At 60.5% G+C, this 14,674-nt stretch carries 13 protein-coding genes, 1 tRNA gene and 2 pseudogenes; 7 read left to right on the forward strand and 9 right to left on the reverse strand.

Going from position 1 to position 14,674, the window contains the following annotated elements:
• Positions 1–126 precede the first annotated feature (126 nt).
• From ACMXYI_RS02065 to ACMXYI_RS02075, 3 genes are all read left to right on the forward strand, one after another.
• Complete coding sequence (locus tag ACMXYI_RS02065; RefSeq protein WP_415771382.1) at positions 127–2,184, forward strand: methyl-accepting chemotaxis protein; 2,058 nt, start codon at positions 127–129, stop codon at positions 2,182–2,184.
• Between the two features lie 116 nt (positions 2,185–2,300).
• Positions 2,301–2,377 (forward strand) — tRNA-Met (locus tag ACMXYI_RS02070).
• A 143-nt stretch (positions 2,378–2,520) separates the two neighbouring features.
• Positions 2,521–3,429: a hypothetical protein gene (locus tag ACMXYI_RS02075; protein WP_415771384.1), complete on the forward strand. Its 909-nt coding sequence runs from the start codon at positions 2,521–2,523 to the stop codon at positions 3,427–3,429.
• On the opposite strand, the gene ACMXYI_RS02080 is transcribed toward ACMXYI_RS02075, so the two are convergent.
• Positions 3,333–4,442 carry a DUF2817 domain-containing protein gene (locus ACMXYI_RS02080; protein ID WP_415771386.1) on the reverse strand — a complete coding sequence of 370 codons (1,110 nt, stop codon included), beginning with the start codon at positions 4,440–4,442 and terminating at the stop codon, positions 3,333–3,335. The genes ACMXYI_RS02075 and ACMXYI_RS02080 overlap by 97 nt on opposite strands.
• Positions 4,443–4,606: 164 nt before the next feature.
• On the opposite strand from ACMXYI_RS02080, the gene ggt reads away from it, so the two are divergent.
• Both ggt and ACMXYI_RS02090 read left to right on the forward strand, forming a co-directional pair.
• Positions 4,607–6,439 (forward strand): gamma-glutamyltransferase, encoded by a 1,833-nt coding sequence (gene ggt / locus ACMXYI_RS02085; protein ID WP_415771388.1) that lies wholly within the window; start codon positions 4,607–4,609, stop codon positions 6,437–6,439.
• Positions 6,440–6,696: 257 nt separating this feature from the next.
• Positions 6,697–7,509, forward strand: a complete 813-nt coding sequence (locus ACMXYI_RS02090; RefSeq protein WP_415771390.1) for a MerR family transcriptional regulator — start codon at positions 6,697–6,699, stop codon at positions 7,507–7,509.
• 41 nt (positions 7,510–7,550) lie between these two features.
• Here the strand turns inward: ACMXYI_RS02090 and ACMXYI_RS02095 are convergent, their stop codons facing one another.
• The 3 genes and pseudogenes from ACMXYI_RS02095 to ACMXYI_RS02105 form a co-directional block, all read right to left on the reverse strand.
• The gene (locus tag ACMXYI_RS02095) at positions 7,551–7,979 is read right to left on the reverse strand and encodes a TOBE domain-containing protein (protein ID WP_415771392.1); all 429 of its coding nucleotides are present in this window, start codon (positions 7,977–7,979) and stop codon (positions 7,551–7,553) included.
• 36 nt (positions 7,980–8,015) lie between these two features.
• Entirely contained in the window at positions 8,016–9,110 is a 1,095-nt protein-coding gene (ddlA, locus tag ACMXYI_RS02100) for a D-alanine--D-alanine ligase (protein ID WP_415771394.1), read from the reverse strand.
• Between the two features lie 16 nt (positions 9,111–9,126).
• A pseudogene (locus ACMXYI_RS02105) lies at positions 9,127–9,213 on the reverse strand (lysine transporter LysE); the annotation flags it as partial.
• A 149-nt stretch (positions 9,214–9,362) separates the two neighbouring features.
• Between ACMXYI_RS02105 and ACMXYI_RS02110 the strand changes: the two are divergent.
• Both ACMXYI_RS02110 and ACMXYI_RS02115 read left to right on the forward strand, forming a co-directional pair.
• Positions 9,363–10,172 (forward strand): AraC family transcriptional regulator, encoded by an 810-nt coding sequence (locus ACMXYI_RS02110; protein ID WP_415771396.1) that lies wholly within the window; start codon positions 9,363–9,365, stop codon positions 10,170–10,172.
• 76 nt (positions 10,173–10,248) lie between these two features.
• Positions 10,249–10,617 (forward strand): cupin domain-containing protein, encoded by a 369-nt coding sequence (locus tag ACMXYI_RS02115; RefSeq protein WP_415771398.1) that lies wholly within the window; start codon positions 10,249–10,251, stop codon positions 10,615–10,617.
• Positions 10,618–10,629: 12 nt separating this feature from the next.
• On the opposite strand, the gene ACMXYI_RS02120 is transcribed toward ACMXYI_RS02115, so the two are convergent.
• The 5 genes and pseudogenes from ACMXYI_RS02120 to ACMXYI_RS02140 form a co-directional block, all read right to left on the reverse strand.
• Positions 10,630–11,229 carry a flavin reductase family protein gene (locus ACMXYI_RS02120; RefSeq protein WP_283181665.1) on the reverse strand — a complete coding sequence of 200 codons (600 nt, stop codon included), beginning with the start codon at positions 11,227–11,229 and terminating at the stop codon, positions 10,630–10,632.
• Between the two features lie 57 nt (positions 11,230–11,286).
• Positions 11,287–11,895: a methyl-accepting chemotaxis protein gene (locus tag ACMXYI_RS02125; protein ID WP_415773848.1), complete on the reverse strand. Its 609-nt coding sequence runs from the start codon at positions 11,893–11,895 to the stop codon at positions 11,287–11,289.
• Positions 11,875–12,603, reverse strand: a pseudogene (locus tag ACMXYI_RS02130) (PAS domain-containing protein); the annotation flags it as partial. The pseudogene ACMXYI_RS02130 and the gene ACMXYI_RS02125, both read right to left, overlap by 21 nt.
• 121 nt (positions 12,604–12,724) lie before the next feature.
• Positions 12,725–13,279, reverse strand: a complete 555-nt coding sequence (pseH, locus tag ACMXYI_RS02135; RefSeq protein WP_415771400.1) for a UDP-4-amino-4,6-dideoxy-N-acetyl-beta-L-altrosamine N-acetyltransferase — start codon at positions 13,277–13,279, stop codon at positions 12,725–12,727.
• A 56-nt stretch (positions 13,280–13,335) separates the two neighbouring features.
• The gene (locus ACMXYI_RS02140) at positions 13,336–14,649 is read right to left on the reverse strand and encodes an MFS transporter (protein ID WP_415771402.1); all 1,314 of its coding nucleotides are present in this window, start codon (positions 14,647–14,649) and stop codon (positions 13,336–13,338) included.
• Between the last annotated feature and the right edge of the window lie 25 nt (positions 14,650–14,674).

A 14,674-nucleotide genomic window follows, 5' to 3' on the forward strand; every position in this document is an offset into this window, starting at 1 on the left:
GCTACAGAGCCGGCCTACAGAGCTGGCGAGGGTGAACTTTCGAGGCCTTTTAAAAGGGCACAGGTCGCGGCCGCAACGGTTGCGACGCACGCCAATGGCGCGTGGTGTCCAGAGGAGTTTTGGGGCATGCAGGCTTTTTTATCACCGGGGATCGGGTTGCTGGGGCGTTTTGGCTTCGCACGCAAATTTCAGCTGTTGTTTCTGCTGTTTATCCTGCCGCTGACGGGCAGCCTGTGGATGATTGGTCAGGACTACCGCGACAAACTGAACCTGATCTCCGGCGAACGTGCCGGGGTTCGGCAACTGCTCGCCCTCGATGCTCTGGATAACCTGCTCGCAGCCCAGCGTGACCGCGCGGCTCGCTGGCGCGCCACCGAAACCAATCGCCAGCCGACACCCGCGACGATCGCGGCGATGGCTGCTTTCGATACGGTTCAGCCAGCTGTTGCCCAAGCCACCTCGGACCTCGGCAACGCACTGCAAACCGAAGGCGCCGAGGGCGAAACCCTGGCCCGTTATCAAGCCCTGCAAACCGCCCTCAATGGACTGGATTCGAAAAGCCTGAGCAGCGTCGGTTGGTGGCCGGACGGTTACGATCGTTTCACCAATGCCTTGAGTGCCCTGCAAGCCTTGCGCGAGCAGATCGCCATGGACAATCGCCTGACGTTGGCGCCGTGGCTGGAGACCTATTTGCTGACGCAGATCTCCACGCAGCACGCACCAGACCTGATTGAACGAGTCGGCCGTCTCGCCAGCGTCGGCCAGGCATCAGTGGTGTCCGGGCAGTTCACCCTGCAAAGCCGTCTGCAATTGCGCGACTTGCGCAGCCGCATCGGCGATGCCCGGGAGCAACTGGTCAAAACCGCAAGCCTGCTGGAGGCACGACTGCCCAGCGCGTTGCAAGCCTGGGCCGGGCAATACCATGACAGCCTCAAGCACCTGGACGCCGAGTTGAAAGTCCTCGATGACGGCGTATTCGGCGGCAGCATCAAGCTCAAGCCGGAAGAGTTCGAACGCAGCCTCGACGCCCTGCTCGTCGACCTCTCTTCGCTGCGTCAGCAGTCGTTGGTGTCGCTGGATCAGCGTCTGGACTATTACCACGGCTCTGCCATCCGCCAGTTCATCCTGGTAGCGACCATTTTTGGCTGCCTGCTGCTGGCCGCACTGTACCTGTTCATCTGCCTGCAAGCCTCGATCCGTCGCAGCGCCAGCGGCATCACCCTGCTGGCCGAAGCCCTGCGCGACGGCAATCTGAGCCTGCAAGTACCGGTGGAAGGCCGCGACGAACTGGCTGCCATCAGCACTGCCCTCAACGTCGCGGTGGTGCAACTGCGCAACAGCCTGCTGGGGGTCGATCATGAAACCTTGCAGCTGAGCAACGCTGTGCGCACCCTCAACCATCACTCCAGCGGCGCCCTTGGGGAAGTCGAAGCCCAGCAGTTGCAGATCAGCCAGATCGCCGCGGCGGCCACGCAATTGGCCGCGACCTCTCAAGGGGTCGCCCAGAGTTGCGAGCAGGCCTCCGGCAGCGCTCAGCACACCCAGCGCATCGCCGCCGACAGCAGCCGTGACAGCCAGCGCACGACGGCAAGCATTCAGCAACTCAATCAGCGTTTGAACGACACCGCTGCGGCATTGGGCCGGGTCAGTGAGCAAGGGCAGCAGATTCAGTTGGTGGTGGACACCATTCGCGGGGTTGCCGAGCAGACAAACCTGTTGGCACTGAACGCCGCCATCGAGGCCGCTCGCGCGGGTGAGCAAGGTCGTGGCTTTGCGGTGGTGGCCGATGAAGTGCGCAGCCTGTCGCAACGCACCCAGTCCTCCACCGCGCAGATTGCCGGCACTGTCGACAGCCTGCGCAGCACCGTGAACGAAGCGGTGAGCCTGATGGAAGCCGCTTGCGGCCAGGCTCAGTCCGACGCCCAGGCCGTCACTGGCCTCGGCGAACGCCTGGGGGAAATTGCCAGTGCCGTGCAGAGCGTCACCGACACCCTGGCGCAGATCGCCACAGCGGTCGACGAGCAAGCGACCACCGCCGACGAGGTCAGCGGCAATATCCAGCAAGTCGATCAGGCGGCGGTACGCTTGCTCGAAGGCGCGCGGGCGGTGAACCTGGCGGCGGACACTTTGAGCCAGGGCAGCAAGGCCTTGAGTGCCAATACCGGGAGATTTCAGCTCAGTTGACGCCCTCCCCTGGCCCGTTTTTTCGGGTCAGACGGATAAGCGGTTGAAAGCGTAGAGAAATATTTTAGATTTACGCTTGACACATCTCTGTTACGAGCCAATAATGCGCGCCACTTGGCTACATAGCTCAGTTGGTTAGAGCATAGCATTCATAATGCTGGGGTCCGGGGTTCAAGTCCCTGTGTAGCCACCAAGTACTAAAAACGGCTTACCGAAAGGTAGGCCGTTTTTTTATGCCTCGAGAAAAGTGCTCCCGCCCGCAGGGTGGTTAATGCCCGCTCTTTGCGGTTCTCTCCTACAGTTAATGCCAAAGCTTGAGCGCAGAGAGACCACCCTATGCATTGGGGCCTGGACGAAATCATTCTGTTTTTCATCGTGGTCGCCATCTTCTGCGTGGTGCTGGAACTCGCTTTTCGTCTCGGCCGTCATCACCGAACCCACAGCAACGATTCAACCCGATCCCACCTCACCGTTTTGCAAACCGCCCTCCTCGGTCTGCTCGCGTTGTTGCTGGGTTTCAACTTCGCCATGGCCACCTCACGTTTCGAAGCGCGCAAAACACTGATTCAAGATGAAGTCACGGTGATCGGCTCGACCTATCTGCGAGCGAAGTTGTTGCCGTCTGATCTGCGCGGGAAGATGTCGGCGCTGCTCAAGGATTATGTCTCGGCGCGGATTGAATTCATGCGCGCCGGCACGGACGAGAAACTGCTGAAGGCGGCCGGCGAATCGTCCCGGACGATCGAGGACCAATTATGGAATCTGGCTGCCGCCGCCGAGTTCCAGGGCGAAGCGACTGCCGCCATGAACCTGGTGATCCAGTCGTTGACCGACGTCTACAACGTCAATGAAAAGCGTCGCGCCGCCCTGGACAATCATGTCCCGGCAACCGTCATCAATCTGCTGTTCGTCGTGGCCATCGGCGCGTTGGGTTTCATCGCTTACAGCTACGGCCTGAGCCACCGTCGACGGCACGCTTCGACGACCATCTTCGCGATCCTGATTGCCATGGTCTTCACCCTCATCCTCGACCTGGATCAGCCCCGCAGCGGCTTCATCCGCGTTGGCGAAGAAAGCATGCTGCGGTTGCAGGAAGATTTGAACCGTATGAGTTCGGGCAACGAGAGGCCACGTCCCCGTAAATCACGTCAGGAGCGAATTGCCGGCAATGCTGACAACGCCCGCTCCCAAATCTGCCAGGTGCGCAGCCAGACCATCGCCTGCCAATCGCTGTCGGCGGGATAGAACTGCTCCACCAGATTGAGTTTGATCCCGCGCCCCACTGCATCACTCGGATTGCCATGCAGATGCAGCCAGTGATCATCGCGCAGATGACGATGAACCTCGGCGCCGGGATACGTCCCGCACTCGATCACAAACGGCATCAACCGCACGTGCGGCAACGCGTTGATCAACGCTTGCGAGGTGTAACCGGTGGCGGTGGCTGCAACGCCGGTTTCGCTCAGCGTGTCGGCCCCCGTGTGCAAGGTATAGAGCCATGGACCATAAATGGCCTGCGCATTTGCAAGAGCTGGATACGCCGCCTCGGTAATGGTCAGCAACATTGGATGACCGTACTCCCCGGCGCCGGTGTGCAAGTCGAAACACATGGCCACTTCGGCATGGGAAACATGCTTTTGAATGATCTGATGCAACGTGCGGTTCGACCAGCTCGGTGCCAGTCCGCCGTAAAACAAACCATCGGGATGACGGTGCTGGCCGCCCTCGACAATCGACATCACCGCTGGCCAGCCGTGTTCGGCGATTTGCTCATCGAGCAAGGCATCGGCGCGATCACGCTCCGGGCCCTGCAACTGCGTGCAGGCATAGATTTCATGCAGTGCTGCGTAGGCCTGATTATCTGGCAATGCGTGGTCGAAGTTCAGGTGATTGCGGTTCAGGTCGATGTTGTCTTCGTTGACCCGACGCAGCCACGCAGTGCCCCACGGATTGATCAGGTGGATCATCACCACCGCGACATCGGCCGGCAGCGAACGCTTGCCCAACTCCTGCAACCACTTGATCTGACATCCCGAACCATAGAAGCCTTCGACGCCATGAGTGCCACTCAGCGCAATCAGCAAACGCTTGGCGCCCGGATCACCCAGCACGGCCACATCGGTGCTCAACGACTCACCGAACGGCCCTTTGAGTGGATGCGGGTACTCGGTCAGCGTCGCACCGGCCGCGGTCGCGACGGCCAGGAATTGATCACGCTGGGTGCGGTAACTTGGCTGGGTGGGGAACTCGGTCTGCATGTCTGCCTCTTGTTGATCTTCTGGCCAGTCTGTTGCCCTCGACCCTACAGAAAATCCTTGACGTCATGAAGGGCAAAAACATCTTTGCTGTAGGCCTTGGTTTGCGTCACTTCCGTTCGGCCGATAAAGTCCCCTGTTCTTTCCCACGGACGGAGTGCCCCCACGTGTTCTCAGCCTTCCACTTGAGCCGCTATCGCCTGTCAGCCCTTTCGCTGATCGCCGCTGCTTTAACCCTCGCAGCCTGTAGCGCCCCGACCACTTCGACGTTGCCTGTCGCGCCAGAAGTCGCGTCAGGTTATCGCGCCGACCTGCAGACCCAATACGCCTCAAAACACATGGCGGCCGCGGCCAATCCGCTGGCGGCCGAGGCCGGGCGGGAGATGTTGCGCCAGGGCGGTTCGGCAATCGATGCCGCGATTGCGATGCAGGCCGTGCTGACCCTGGTCGAGCCGCAATCCTCGGGCATTGGCGGTGGTGCGTTGATCGTGCTCTGGGATGGCAAGGCTGTACGCACTTATGACGGTCGCGAAACCGCTCCGGCCGGCGCCACCGAGAAGCTGTTCCTGCAAGCCGACGGCAAACCGATGCCGTTCACCCAGGCGCAGATTGGCGGTCGTTCGGTGGGGACACCGGGCGTGTTGCGGGCGCTTGAGTTGGCCCATCAGAAACACGGTCATCTGCCGTGGGCGCGACTGTTCGAACCGGCGATCAAACTCGCGGAGCAAGGCTTCGCCATCTCGCCACGCCTTCACCAGTTGGTCGCCTCGGACTCGTCCATTCGACGCTCGCCGGACATGGCGGCCTACTTCCTGAATGCCGACGGCAGCCCGAAAGCCGCAGGCACGCAACTGAAAAACCCGGCACTGGCCGCGGTGTTCAAACGCATCGCCAAAGAAGGACCGGATGCGTTGTACAAAGGCCCCGTCGCACAGGAGATCGTCGCCAAGGTTCAGGGCCACGCCAACCCCGGCAGCCTCTCGCTGAACGACCTCAAAGGCTACAGCGCCAAGGAACGCGCGCCGCTGTGCACCGACTACAAACGCTGGCAGGTCTGCGGCATGCCGCCACCGTCGTCAGGCGGGATCGCCGTGGCGCAGATCCTCGGCACCTTGCAGGCCCTGGAAACCCGTGACCCGCGTTTTGCCCTGGCGCCGCTCAAACCGGTCAAGACAAACAAACCTGCGGGCGTCGAACCAGCGCCTGAAGCCGTGCACCTGATTTCGGAGGCCGAACGCCTGGCCTACGCCGACCGCGCGCTCTACGTGGCCGACGCAGATTTCGTACCCGTCCCCGTCAAAGGCCTGGTGGACCCTGCGTATCTGGCCGACCGCGCGGCCCTGATCGGCGATCGCAGCATCGGCACGGCCAAACCCGGCACCCCGCCGGGCATTCAGGTCGCCTACGCACCGGACCGTTCGCCGCTGCGCATCTCCACCTCGCAAGTGGTGGCGGTGGATGACGAAGGCGGCGCCGTGTCCATGACCACCACCGTGGAGTCCGCGTTTGGCTCGCACCTGATGGTCCAGGGCTTCCTGCTCAACAACCAGATGACCGACTTCTCGTTCATCCCCGAAGAAAACGGCCAGAAGGTTGCCAACCGCGTCGAACCCGGCAAACGCCCACGCTCATCCATGGCACCGACCCTGATTTTCGACCGCCAGAGCGGCGAATTCCTGGCCACCATCGGCTCCCCCGGCGGCTCGCAGATCATCGAGTACGTCGCCAAATCCACCATCGGCCTGCTCGACTGGAACCTCGACCCACAAGCCGCCATCAGCCTGCCCAACTTTGGCAGCCGCAACGGCCCGACGGAGCTGGAACAAGGGCAGTTCAGCCCGGGATTGATTCAAACGCTGAAAGACAAAGGGCACAACGTGAACGAGATCGACATGACCAGCGGGACCCAGGCGATTGTCCGGGTCAAGGATGCGCAGGGGAAAACGTCGTTGGCGGGTGGGGCCGATCCGCGGCGCGAGGGGGCTGCGTTGGGGGATTGAGTCGTACGCGGGAATGAGCAAGGGCTTACCGGGAGGTAGGCCTTTTTTTGACTTAGCGGAAAGAAGGAATAGAGATAATTTTCATGCCCACTTCAAAAGTAGCCCTCTAAACAGGAGATATCGAGCACCTCGTTAGAGATAACCTTGAGGATACCTGGAGATAAGCTCGAAATTATTTGATGTGGATACAAGGACTTGAGCTTACCCCTACGGCAAGCTCTACCGTGGCCCCCGACCAGTCTAAAAGGAGGTTTCACATGCTTACCATCGGACAAATGGCCCGCAGCCACGGGCTCATCACCAAAACCCTGCGCCACTATGACAGCATCGGTCTGTTTACCCCGGCGCTAACCGGTCGCGACAATGGCTATCGCTATTACCGCCCCGAACAGATCGTCACACTGGGGCGGATCGTCTGGCTCAAACAACTGGGCATGGCGCTGGAGGATATTCGAGCCCTTGCGGTCAACGGTGGGCTGGATAGCGTCGCCAGCCTGCGCGAATCCCTCGAAGGACATGCCCGGCAGTTGAGAGCCGACATCCAGCGTAGCGAGCAAGTCCTGGGGCAACTGACCCGCTACTTGGCGCAACCAGAGCGCAGCCTGCCCCCCATGCAAACGCCGGAGCGAATCGCCTACCCCGCCTTGCGGATCATGGGCATGAGTTGGCAACAGGGCGACGACGGCACCATCGCCGAGATGTGGCAGCGCTTTGTGCCGCGCGAGGAGGAAATCGATCGTCTGACCGATCCGATGGGCACCTTTGGTGTGTGCCAGCCGCTGGAGGACGGTCAATGGCGCTACATCGCCGGACTGCCGGTAGGACCGCACGCCCCGCTTGTTCAAGGCATGGTGGAGATGGAGATACCCGCTCGCCGTTACGCCCGGGTCGAACACCACGGGACGGTCACCACCCTGCCGGAAACATTCCGGGCAGCCTATAGCGAATGGTTACCTGCTGCGGGAATGGCGCCGGCTGAAGGGATCGAATTCGAGTACTGCGGCGAACGCTTTTTCGGGCCAATGCACCCCGACAGCGTGGTCGAGTTGTACATCCCGCTCAAAGGCTGACAAAAATCCCGGAGGCTGGAACAGCCGCCTCCGGGTTTAGATCAGGCCGGCACACCCAAAATGATATGCGACGCCTTGATCACCGCCGTCGCACTCACGCCCGGCGCCAGGCCGAGTTCTGCCACAGCCTGGCGTGTCACGATCGAATAGACTTCGGTGCCGCCGTCGAGCTGGATGACCACTTCGGAGTTCACGGCACCGTCGATGACACTGGTGACTTTGCCTTCCAGGCAGTTGCGTGCCGACAGGCGAATGTCGCTGGATTCGGTCATCAACATGACCCACGGTGCCTTCACCAGCGCGATCGCTTCCTTGCCGACCGCCAGGCCGAGGTTCTTCACGCTTTCCATGGTCACCACAGCCACCAGTTCATTGCCGCCCGACAGTTTCAGTGAGACTTCGGCGCTCACCGCGCCGGGTTGCAATTGACTGACGGTGCCTTTGAAGACGTTACGTGCGCTGACTTTCATGACACGTCTCCTCGAATAATTATTGTTGTATTCAGCCTAGCGAGAGATCTTCAGCGCCTGCCGCGCCTTATGCTTCTCCAGCGCCAGCTCGATCAAACGGCTGACCAGCTCGCTGTAAGTCATACCGGTGGCCTGCCATAGCTTGGGATACATGCTGATGCGGGTGAAACCGGGCAACGAGTTGATCTCATTGATCAGCACTTCGCCGCTCTCGGTCAGGAACACGTCGACCCGCGCCAGCCCGGAACAGCCCAACACCTGAAACGCCTCGACGGCCAGGGCGCGGATGCGTTCACTGGCCTCGATGCTGATGTTAGCCGGCACCACCACTTCCGCTGCTTGAGCGTCGATGTATTTGCTGTCATAGGAATAGAACCCGCTGCGTACCACGATTTCGCCACAACCGCTGGCGATGGCGTCTTCGTTGCCGAGCACTGCGCATTCAATCTCGCGACCGCTGACGGCGGACTCGATCAAGACTTTCTCATCGAAACCCAGGGCCAGCTCTACTGCTACCTCGTACTCGGCTTCGTCATTGACCTTGCTTACGCCCACGGAAGATCCCTGGTTAGCCGGTTTGACGAACAGTGGCAGGCCGAGTTTGCCTTGCACCTCGGCGAACCCGGTGCGCGCTGCAGTCGCGCGAGTCAGGGTGACGAACGGCGTGACCGCCAACCCGGCGTCACGCAACAGACGTTTGCTGATGTCCTTGTCCATGCAGACGGCCGAACCGAGTACATCGGAGCCGACAAACGGCAGATCGGCCATGCGCAGCAAACCTTGCAGGCAACCGTCCTCACCCAGGGTGCCGTGGACGATCGGGAAGATCACGTCGACGTGACCCAGCATTTCCTGACTGGAGGTTTCCACCAATTGCTGACTGACCTTGCCCGGCACGACGGCCAGTTCTCGGTTGGACTGGTTAAGGGCAATCAGCGCCGGGTTTTCCTGGTTGAGCAGGAAGTTCGAAGGGTCGTTCAGATGCCAGAGGCCTTGCTTGTCGATGCCAATCAGCACCGGTTCAAAGCGCGAACGATCCAGCGCATCGACGATGTTTTTCGCCGATTGCAGCGACACTTCGTGTTCAGCCGAACGACCGCCAAAAATAATGCCTACCCGCAGCTTGCTCATTCAGAACTCCTCAACGATTCGGCCCCGGCGTCACCACCGCAACCGTCCACAACAGCGCCAATGACAACAACGGAGCGGCATAGCTCAGGTGGGATATTTCCATGATGTGGGCGCCTTCGTGGCTTAAAAAATATTCAACACCTTGCAACATTAGTCCGGGATTTTCTACCAACCGGGTGATTCGAACGGCAGCAGACAGGCGGTTGGTCAGTGGGGTAACGTGTTCAGCATCGAGCTCAAGGCAACACCACCATGACCAAGCACACGCCTCCCATCGACTGGTTCCACCGCGCGCCCGACGTCGGCGGGCTTCAGCGTTTCGAGGCGTTTTTTGCAGGCCACGGCTACGACCTTCACCGCCACGACACCTACGCCATCGGCCATACCCTGGCCGGTGTGCAGAGTTTTCAGTACCGCGGTGGCTGGCGCCACAGTCTGCCGGGCGGGACCATGGTGCTGCACCCGGACGAAGTTCACGATGGCGAAGCCGGCACCGAGACCGGGTTCCAGTACCGAATGATGTACATCGAACCGGCACTGATCCAGCAGATGCTCGGCGGCCAGCCATTGCCGTTTATCAAGACCGGCCTGTCGACCGATCCACGTTTATTCGCCGCCACCGCCGTGTTGCTGCGAAGCCTCGATTGCCCCCTCGAGCCTCTGGAAGAGCAGGATGCGCTGTTCGATCTGGCGCAAGCCTTGAACAGCGTTTCCGGCGTGTCTGCCACCCGCCAGAGCTTCGACTACGTGGCCGCCGAACGCGCGCGGGAATTCATCCACAGCGCCCTGGATCGTACCGTGACGCTGGAAGAACTGGCGCAACACAGCGGTCGCGATCGCTGGAGTCTGTCGCGGGATTTTCGTCTGTTGTTCGGCACCAGCCCTTATCGATACCTGACCATGCGCCGCCTGGACCTGGTCCGCTCGCTGCTGATTCAGGGCCAGTCACTGGTCAGCGCTGCGCTGATCGCCGGCTTCACCGATCAGAGCCACATGACCCGGCAGTTCAGCAAAACCTACGGCCTGTCGCCGGCCCGCTGGATGAAAATGCACCGCCGCTGAGCCACGCACAATCGTTCAAGAAGCACGCCGATGTGCCGGCTATCGTGGATTTACGATCAACCACGAGAGCTGCTTCATGAAAGCTTACGAAAGCCTGAACTTCGCTGAAAAAATCTCCAGGATCGGCCCGTACTGGACGCCCCGGGTCATCGCCGAAATGAACGACTACCAGTTCAAGGTGGTGAAACTGCTGGGGGATTTCATCTGGCACGATCACCCTGAAACCGACGAAACCTTCATCGTGCTCGAAGGGCAACTGCGCATCGACTTTCGCGATGGCCACGTGCTGGTGAACGCCGGCGAAATGTATGTGGTATCAAAAGGTGTCGAGCACAAACCGTTCGCCGAGCAGGAGGTGAAACTCCTGCTGATCGAACCCAAGGGTGTGTTGAACACGGGTAACGAAGGTGGCGAGCGCACGGCGCAGAATGACGTCTGGGTGTGAAAGGCTGGCGGCTTACGGCTGCAAGGTTTTGCCGTCCACTGGATCGCCGATTTTCAGGAAATGTCCGCCAGCCACATGGTGCAAGGTGCGCAACGCGTCTTGCCCTTCGAAGTGCCAGCGACCGTCACTGAACACGCGCTCGTCTGCCTGAGCGGCAATCACTTCGGCCAGGAACAGATCGTACTGCTGGTGATTGCCTGGCTCCGGCAGCAGTCGGCACTCCAGCCAGGCGACACAGCCTTCGAGCATCGGTGCATCGATCAGTTCAGCGCTGAAGGTCGGCAAGCCATAGACCTGGAACTTGTCCCGGCCTTGGTCCCGGGTCAATTCCAGGCCGGACGTCGAACCCACGGTCTGGACGATATCGGCCTGGGCGGCGCAGGGAACATTCAGCACAAACGTGCCCGAAGCCTCCAACAATTGCCGTGTCCAGGTGGACTTGTCCAGCACCACGGCAATTTTCGGCGGCTCGAAATCCAGCGGCATCGCCCAGGCCGCCGCCATGATGTTGCGCTGGCCGTCATGGGCCGCGCTGACCAACACGGTCGGGCCGTGATTGAGCAGACGATAAGCCTTGGCCAAGGGAACCGGACGGCGGTGGGAAACGCTCATGATGGCTGCTCCTGGGGAAAACGCCGATTGTAGCGATTTCCACCGGGATGGCAGGTATCAAGTCGCCAACTGATTGGCAAACTGCCCGACCGCGTTCACCACTTTCTGTGCACCGTCCTGAATCTCGACAATCACCGTCCCCGCCTCTGCCGCCAGCGCCAGCCCCTGTTCAGCCTGGAGTTTACCCTCGGTCATCAGCGCCACGGCGTTGCGCGCCATGTCCTGGTTCTGCCGCACAACGCCGACAATCTCATCGGTTGCCTGGCTGGTGCGCGAAGCCAATTGCCGGACCTCATCCGCCACCACTGCGAAACCACGCCCCTGTTCCCCGGCCCGAGCCGCTTCGATGGCCGCGTTGAGCGCCAGCAGGTTGGTCTGTTCGGCGATCCCGCTGATGGTTTTGACGATGGTACCAATCACCAGCGACTGCTCGTTCAGCGCTTCGATGCCTTCGCCGGCGGTCTGCATGTGCCTGGCAAGGTCACGCATCACGTTGACCGCCTGAGTCACCACAGCGTTACCGCGCTGCGCGCTGCTGTCGGTTTGCTGCGAGGTGCTGTAGGCAATGTTGGCCGCGTCGGCGACCGCTTGTTCCTGATTGACTTGATCGGTGATCACCGTGGCGAACTTCACCACTTTGTAGAGTTTGTTGTTGGCATCGACCACCGGGTTGTAGGAAGCCTCCAGCCAGACCACGCGGCCGTGGCTGTCGATGCGTTTGAAACGGCCGGCGACGAACTCGCCTGCATTCAAGCGGCGCCAGAACTCCTGGTACGTGGTGCTGTTGTATTCCTCCGGTTCGCAGAAGGTGCGGTGATGTTTGCCTTTGATCTGCGCCAGGCTGTAACCCATGCCGCTGAGGAACCGGTCGTTGGCCGCCAGTACATTGCCATTGAGATCGAACTCGATCACAGCCGTGGAACGTACGAGCGCGCCGATCAGGTTCTCATGTTCACGAGACGCCTCGATGGTGCGGGTCAGATCACTGGAGTAAATCGAGAAGTGTTTGATCCGGCCGTCCGCGGACTGGACCGGCTGCACGATCGAGCGCAGCCAGGCTTCCTGGCCATTGCCGCGCAACAAACGCACCGCGCCGGCAAAGTGCTCGCCACGGGTCAACGCGACCTTGAAGCGCTGGTGGAATTCGTCCGACTTCACATGGGCCGGGACGATGTCTTCGATGTGTCGCCCTATCAGGTCGCTGCTTTTGTAGAGCATCTCGCCGATGAAGTTCTGGTTGACCGATTGAATCCGCCCATCGGCATCGAGGGTCAGGACCAGCATCTCGCTTTCCAGACTTTCCTTCACTTGCTGGAGGCTGGAGAGTTCTTCGCGAAGAGCCGACAGCTCCTGCTTCAAGCGTTTGTTGAACATGGGGATACACCGATGGACAGGGATAGAAAGCGGTATGCAGCCTAACCATCGGCCTCAGGGATATTTTCTGAAGAGTGTTTCAGGGTTGTCCTACAAAAATAGTTGCAGGGGGTTCCCCTGATCAACTGACACGGTTCAGCCGTGCCATCACGTTTTCCATCTTCGGCCGTTGTGCCGCCCATTCCTGTCGAGTAATGCCCAGCATCACCACATCGACTCTGACGTTGTCCTTGATGATGTTCTGGCGTCGGACGCCCTCAATGGAAAAGCCGAACTTCTGGTGCAGCCTGATCACCGCCGGGTTGCTCTGCAGCACCTCACAGTTGAGTTTTTCCAGACCTGCCACACCGAACGCATGGTCCAGAAGCCAGAACTCCAACCGACTGCCCAGCCCCTGTCCTTGCAATTCACTGTCGAGATAAAAAGCCCAGTCAGCCGTTTTGTGCAGGGTGCTGATCGCGTTCAGCGACACCACGCCACGGACTGCGCCGTCGAGCATGAGTACGAACACGGATTGACGCGGATTGTCCGGCAACGAGCCGAGCCAGGCAGTGTGCTCGGCGTCGGATATCTCATGATCGGTGTACATGTATTGGCGAACATCAGGCTGATTGCGCAAATCCCGCACACGCGACTGAACCTGACGGGATACTTCAAGGATGGGTACCAATTGCATTGTGCTGCTCCTTCATTGTGTTGCTCCTTTGCATTGCAGGAACCCACTGACATTCGCTAAACGCAGGGAGCCACGCTGCGGCGCCCGACATTGGGCATGCGTGCCCCGAAATACGCCGCGCAGCTGATCCCCACAGCCCCCATCACCGCGCAGAAGATCACGCAGATCCATGGGCTCCACGGCATCAGACCGATCAGCAACAACGGTGTGATACTCGCCCAGACGGCGTAGGCAATGTTGTAGGTGAAGGAAATCCCCGAGACACGAATCCGCGCCGGGAACAGGCTGACCATCACCGACGGCACCGCGCCGACCACCCCACAACCAAGGCCGGCCACCGCGTACGCCAGACCGATCCAGTTGCCACCGATGATCAGGCAGGTATAGAGAACGCCGATGCCCAGTGGCAGCAACAGGCTATAGAGCATCACCGTGCGCCAGGCGCCCATGCGGTCGACAAGCAGCCCGGCGAGTACGCAGCCAATATTCAGAAAAACAATGCCCAAGGCACTGAGGGCGAAGGTGTGGCTGGCGGTCATGCCGAAGGTTTTCTGCATCATGGTCGGGGTGATCACCACGAACACCACCACCGCCGAGGTGAGTACGCAGGTGAGGATCATCGCCGGCAACATGGCCAGGCGATGTTCACGCAAGACCGTGCGCAGCGGCAGTTCGACGGCCGCATTACGTTGTGCCTGCATGGCCATGAACACCGGGGTTTCGCTGAGCCAGCGGCGTAGCCATACGCCGATTACGCCGAACACGCCGCCCAGCAGGAACGGGTAACGCCAGGCGTAATCAAGGATCTCTGCCGGGGTGAACGCCTGTGCCAGAAAAGTCGCCGTCAGTGCACCGATCAGGTAACCAAACGTCAACCCGGCCTGCAGGAAACCGAGGGCATAACCGCGATGCCCGGCCGGTGCATGTTCGGCGACGAATACCCAGGCGCTCGGCACTTCACCGCCCACCGCCGCGCCTTGGAGAATTCGCAGGGCCAACAGCAGCAGCGGTGCGAAATAACCGATCTGGGCGTAGGTCGGCATGATGCCGATCAACAGGCACGGCAGCGCCATCATCAGGATGCTCAGGCTGAAGACCTTCTTGCGGCCCAGTCGATCGGCGAAATGCGCCATCAGAATCCCGCCCAACGGCCGCGCCAAATACCCGGTAGCGAAGATCCCGAAGCTTTGCAGCAGTCGCAGCCACTCCGGCATTTCCGGCGGGAAAAACAGCTGGCTGAGGGTCAGGGCGAAAAATACGAAAATGATGAAATCGTATATTTCCAGCGCGCCGCCAAGGGCCGCAAGGCCGAGGGTCTTGTAATCCGAGCGGGTGAACGGCGCCGGGCGCGAGTGGGTGTTGGCGGTCATGAAAAGAACTCTGGCATAGGCAAAA

This window comes from Pseudomonas lyxosi (genome assembly GCF_047758685.1).
Lineage (GTDB): Bacteria > Pseudomonadota > Gammaproteobacteria > Pseudomonadales > Pseudomonadaceae > Aquipseudomonas > Aquipseudomonas lyxosi.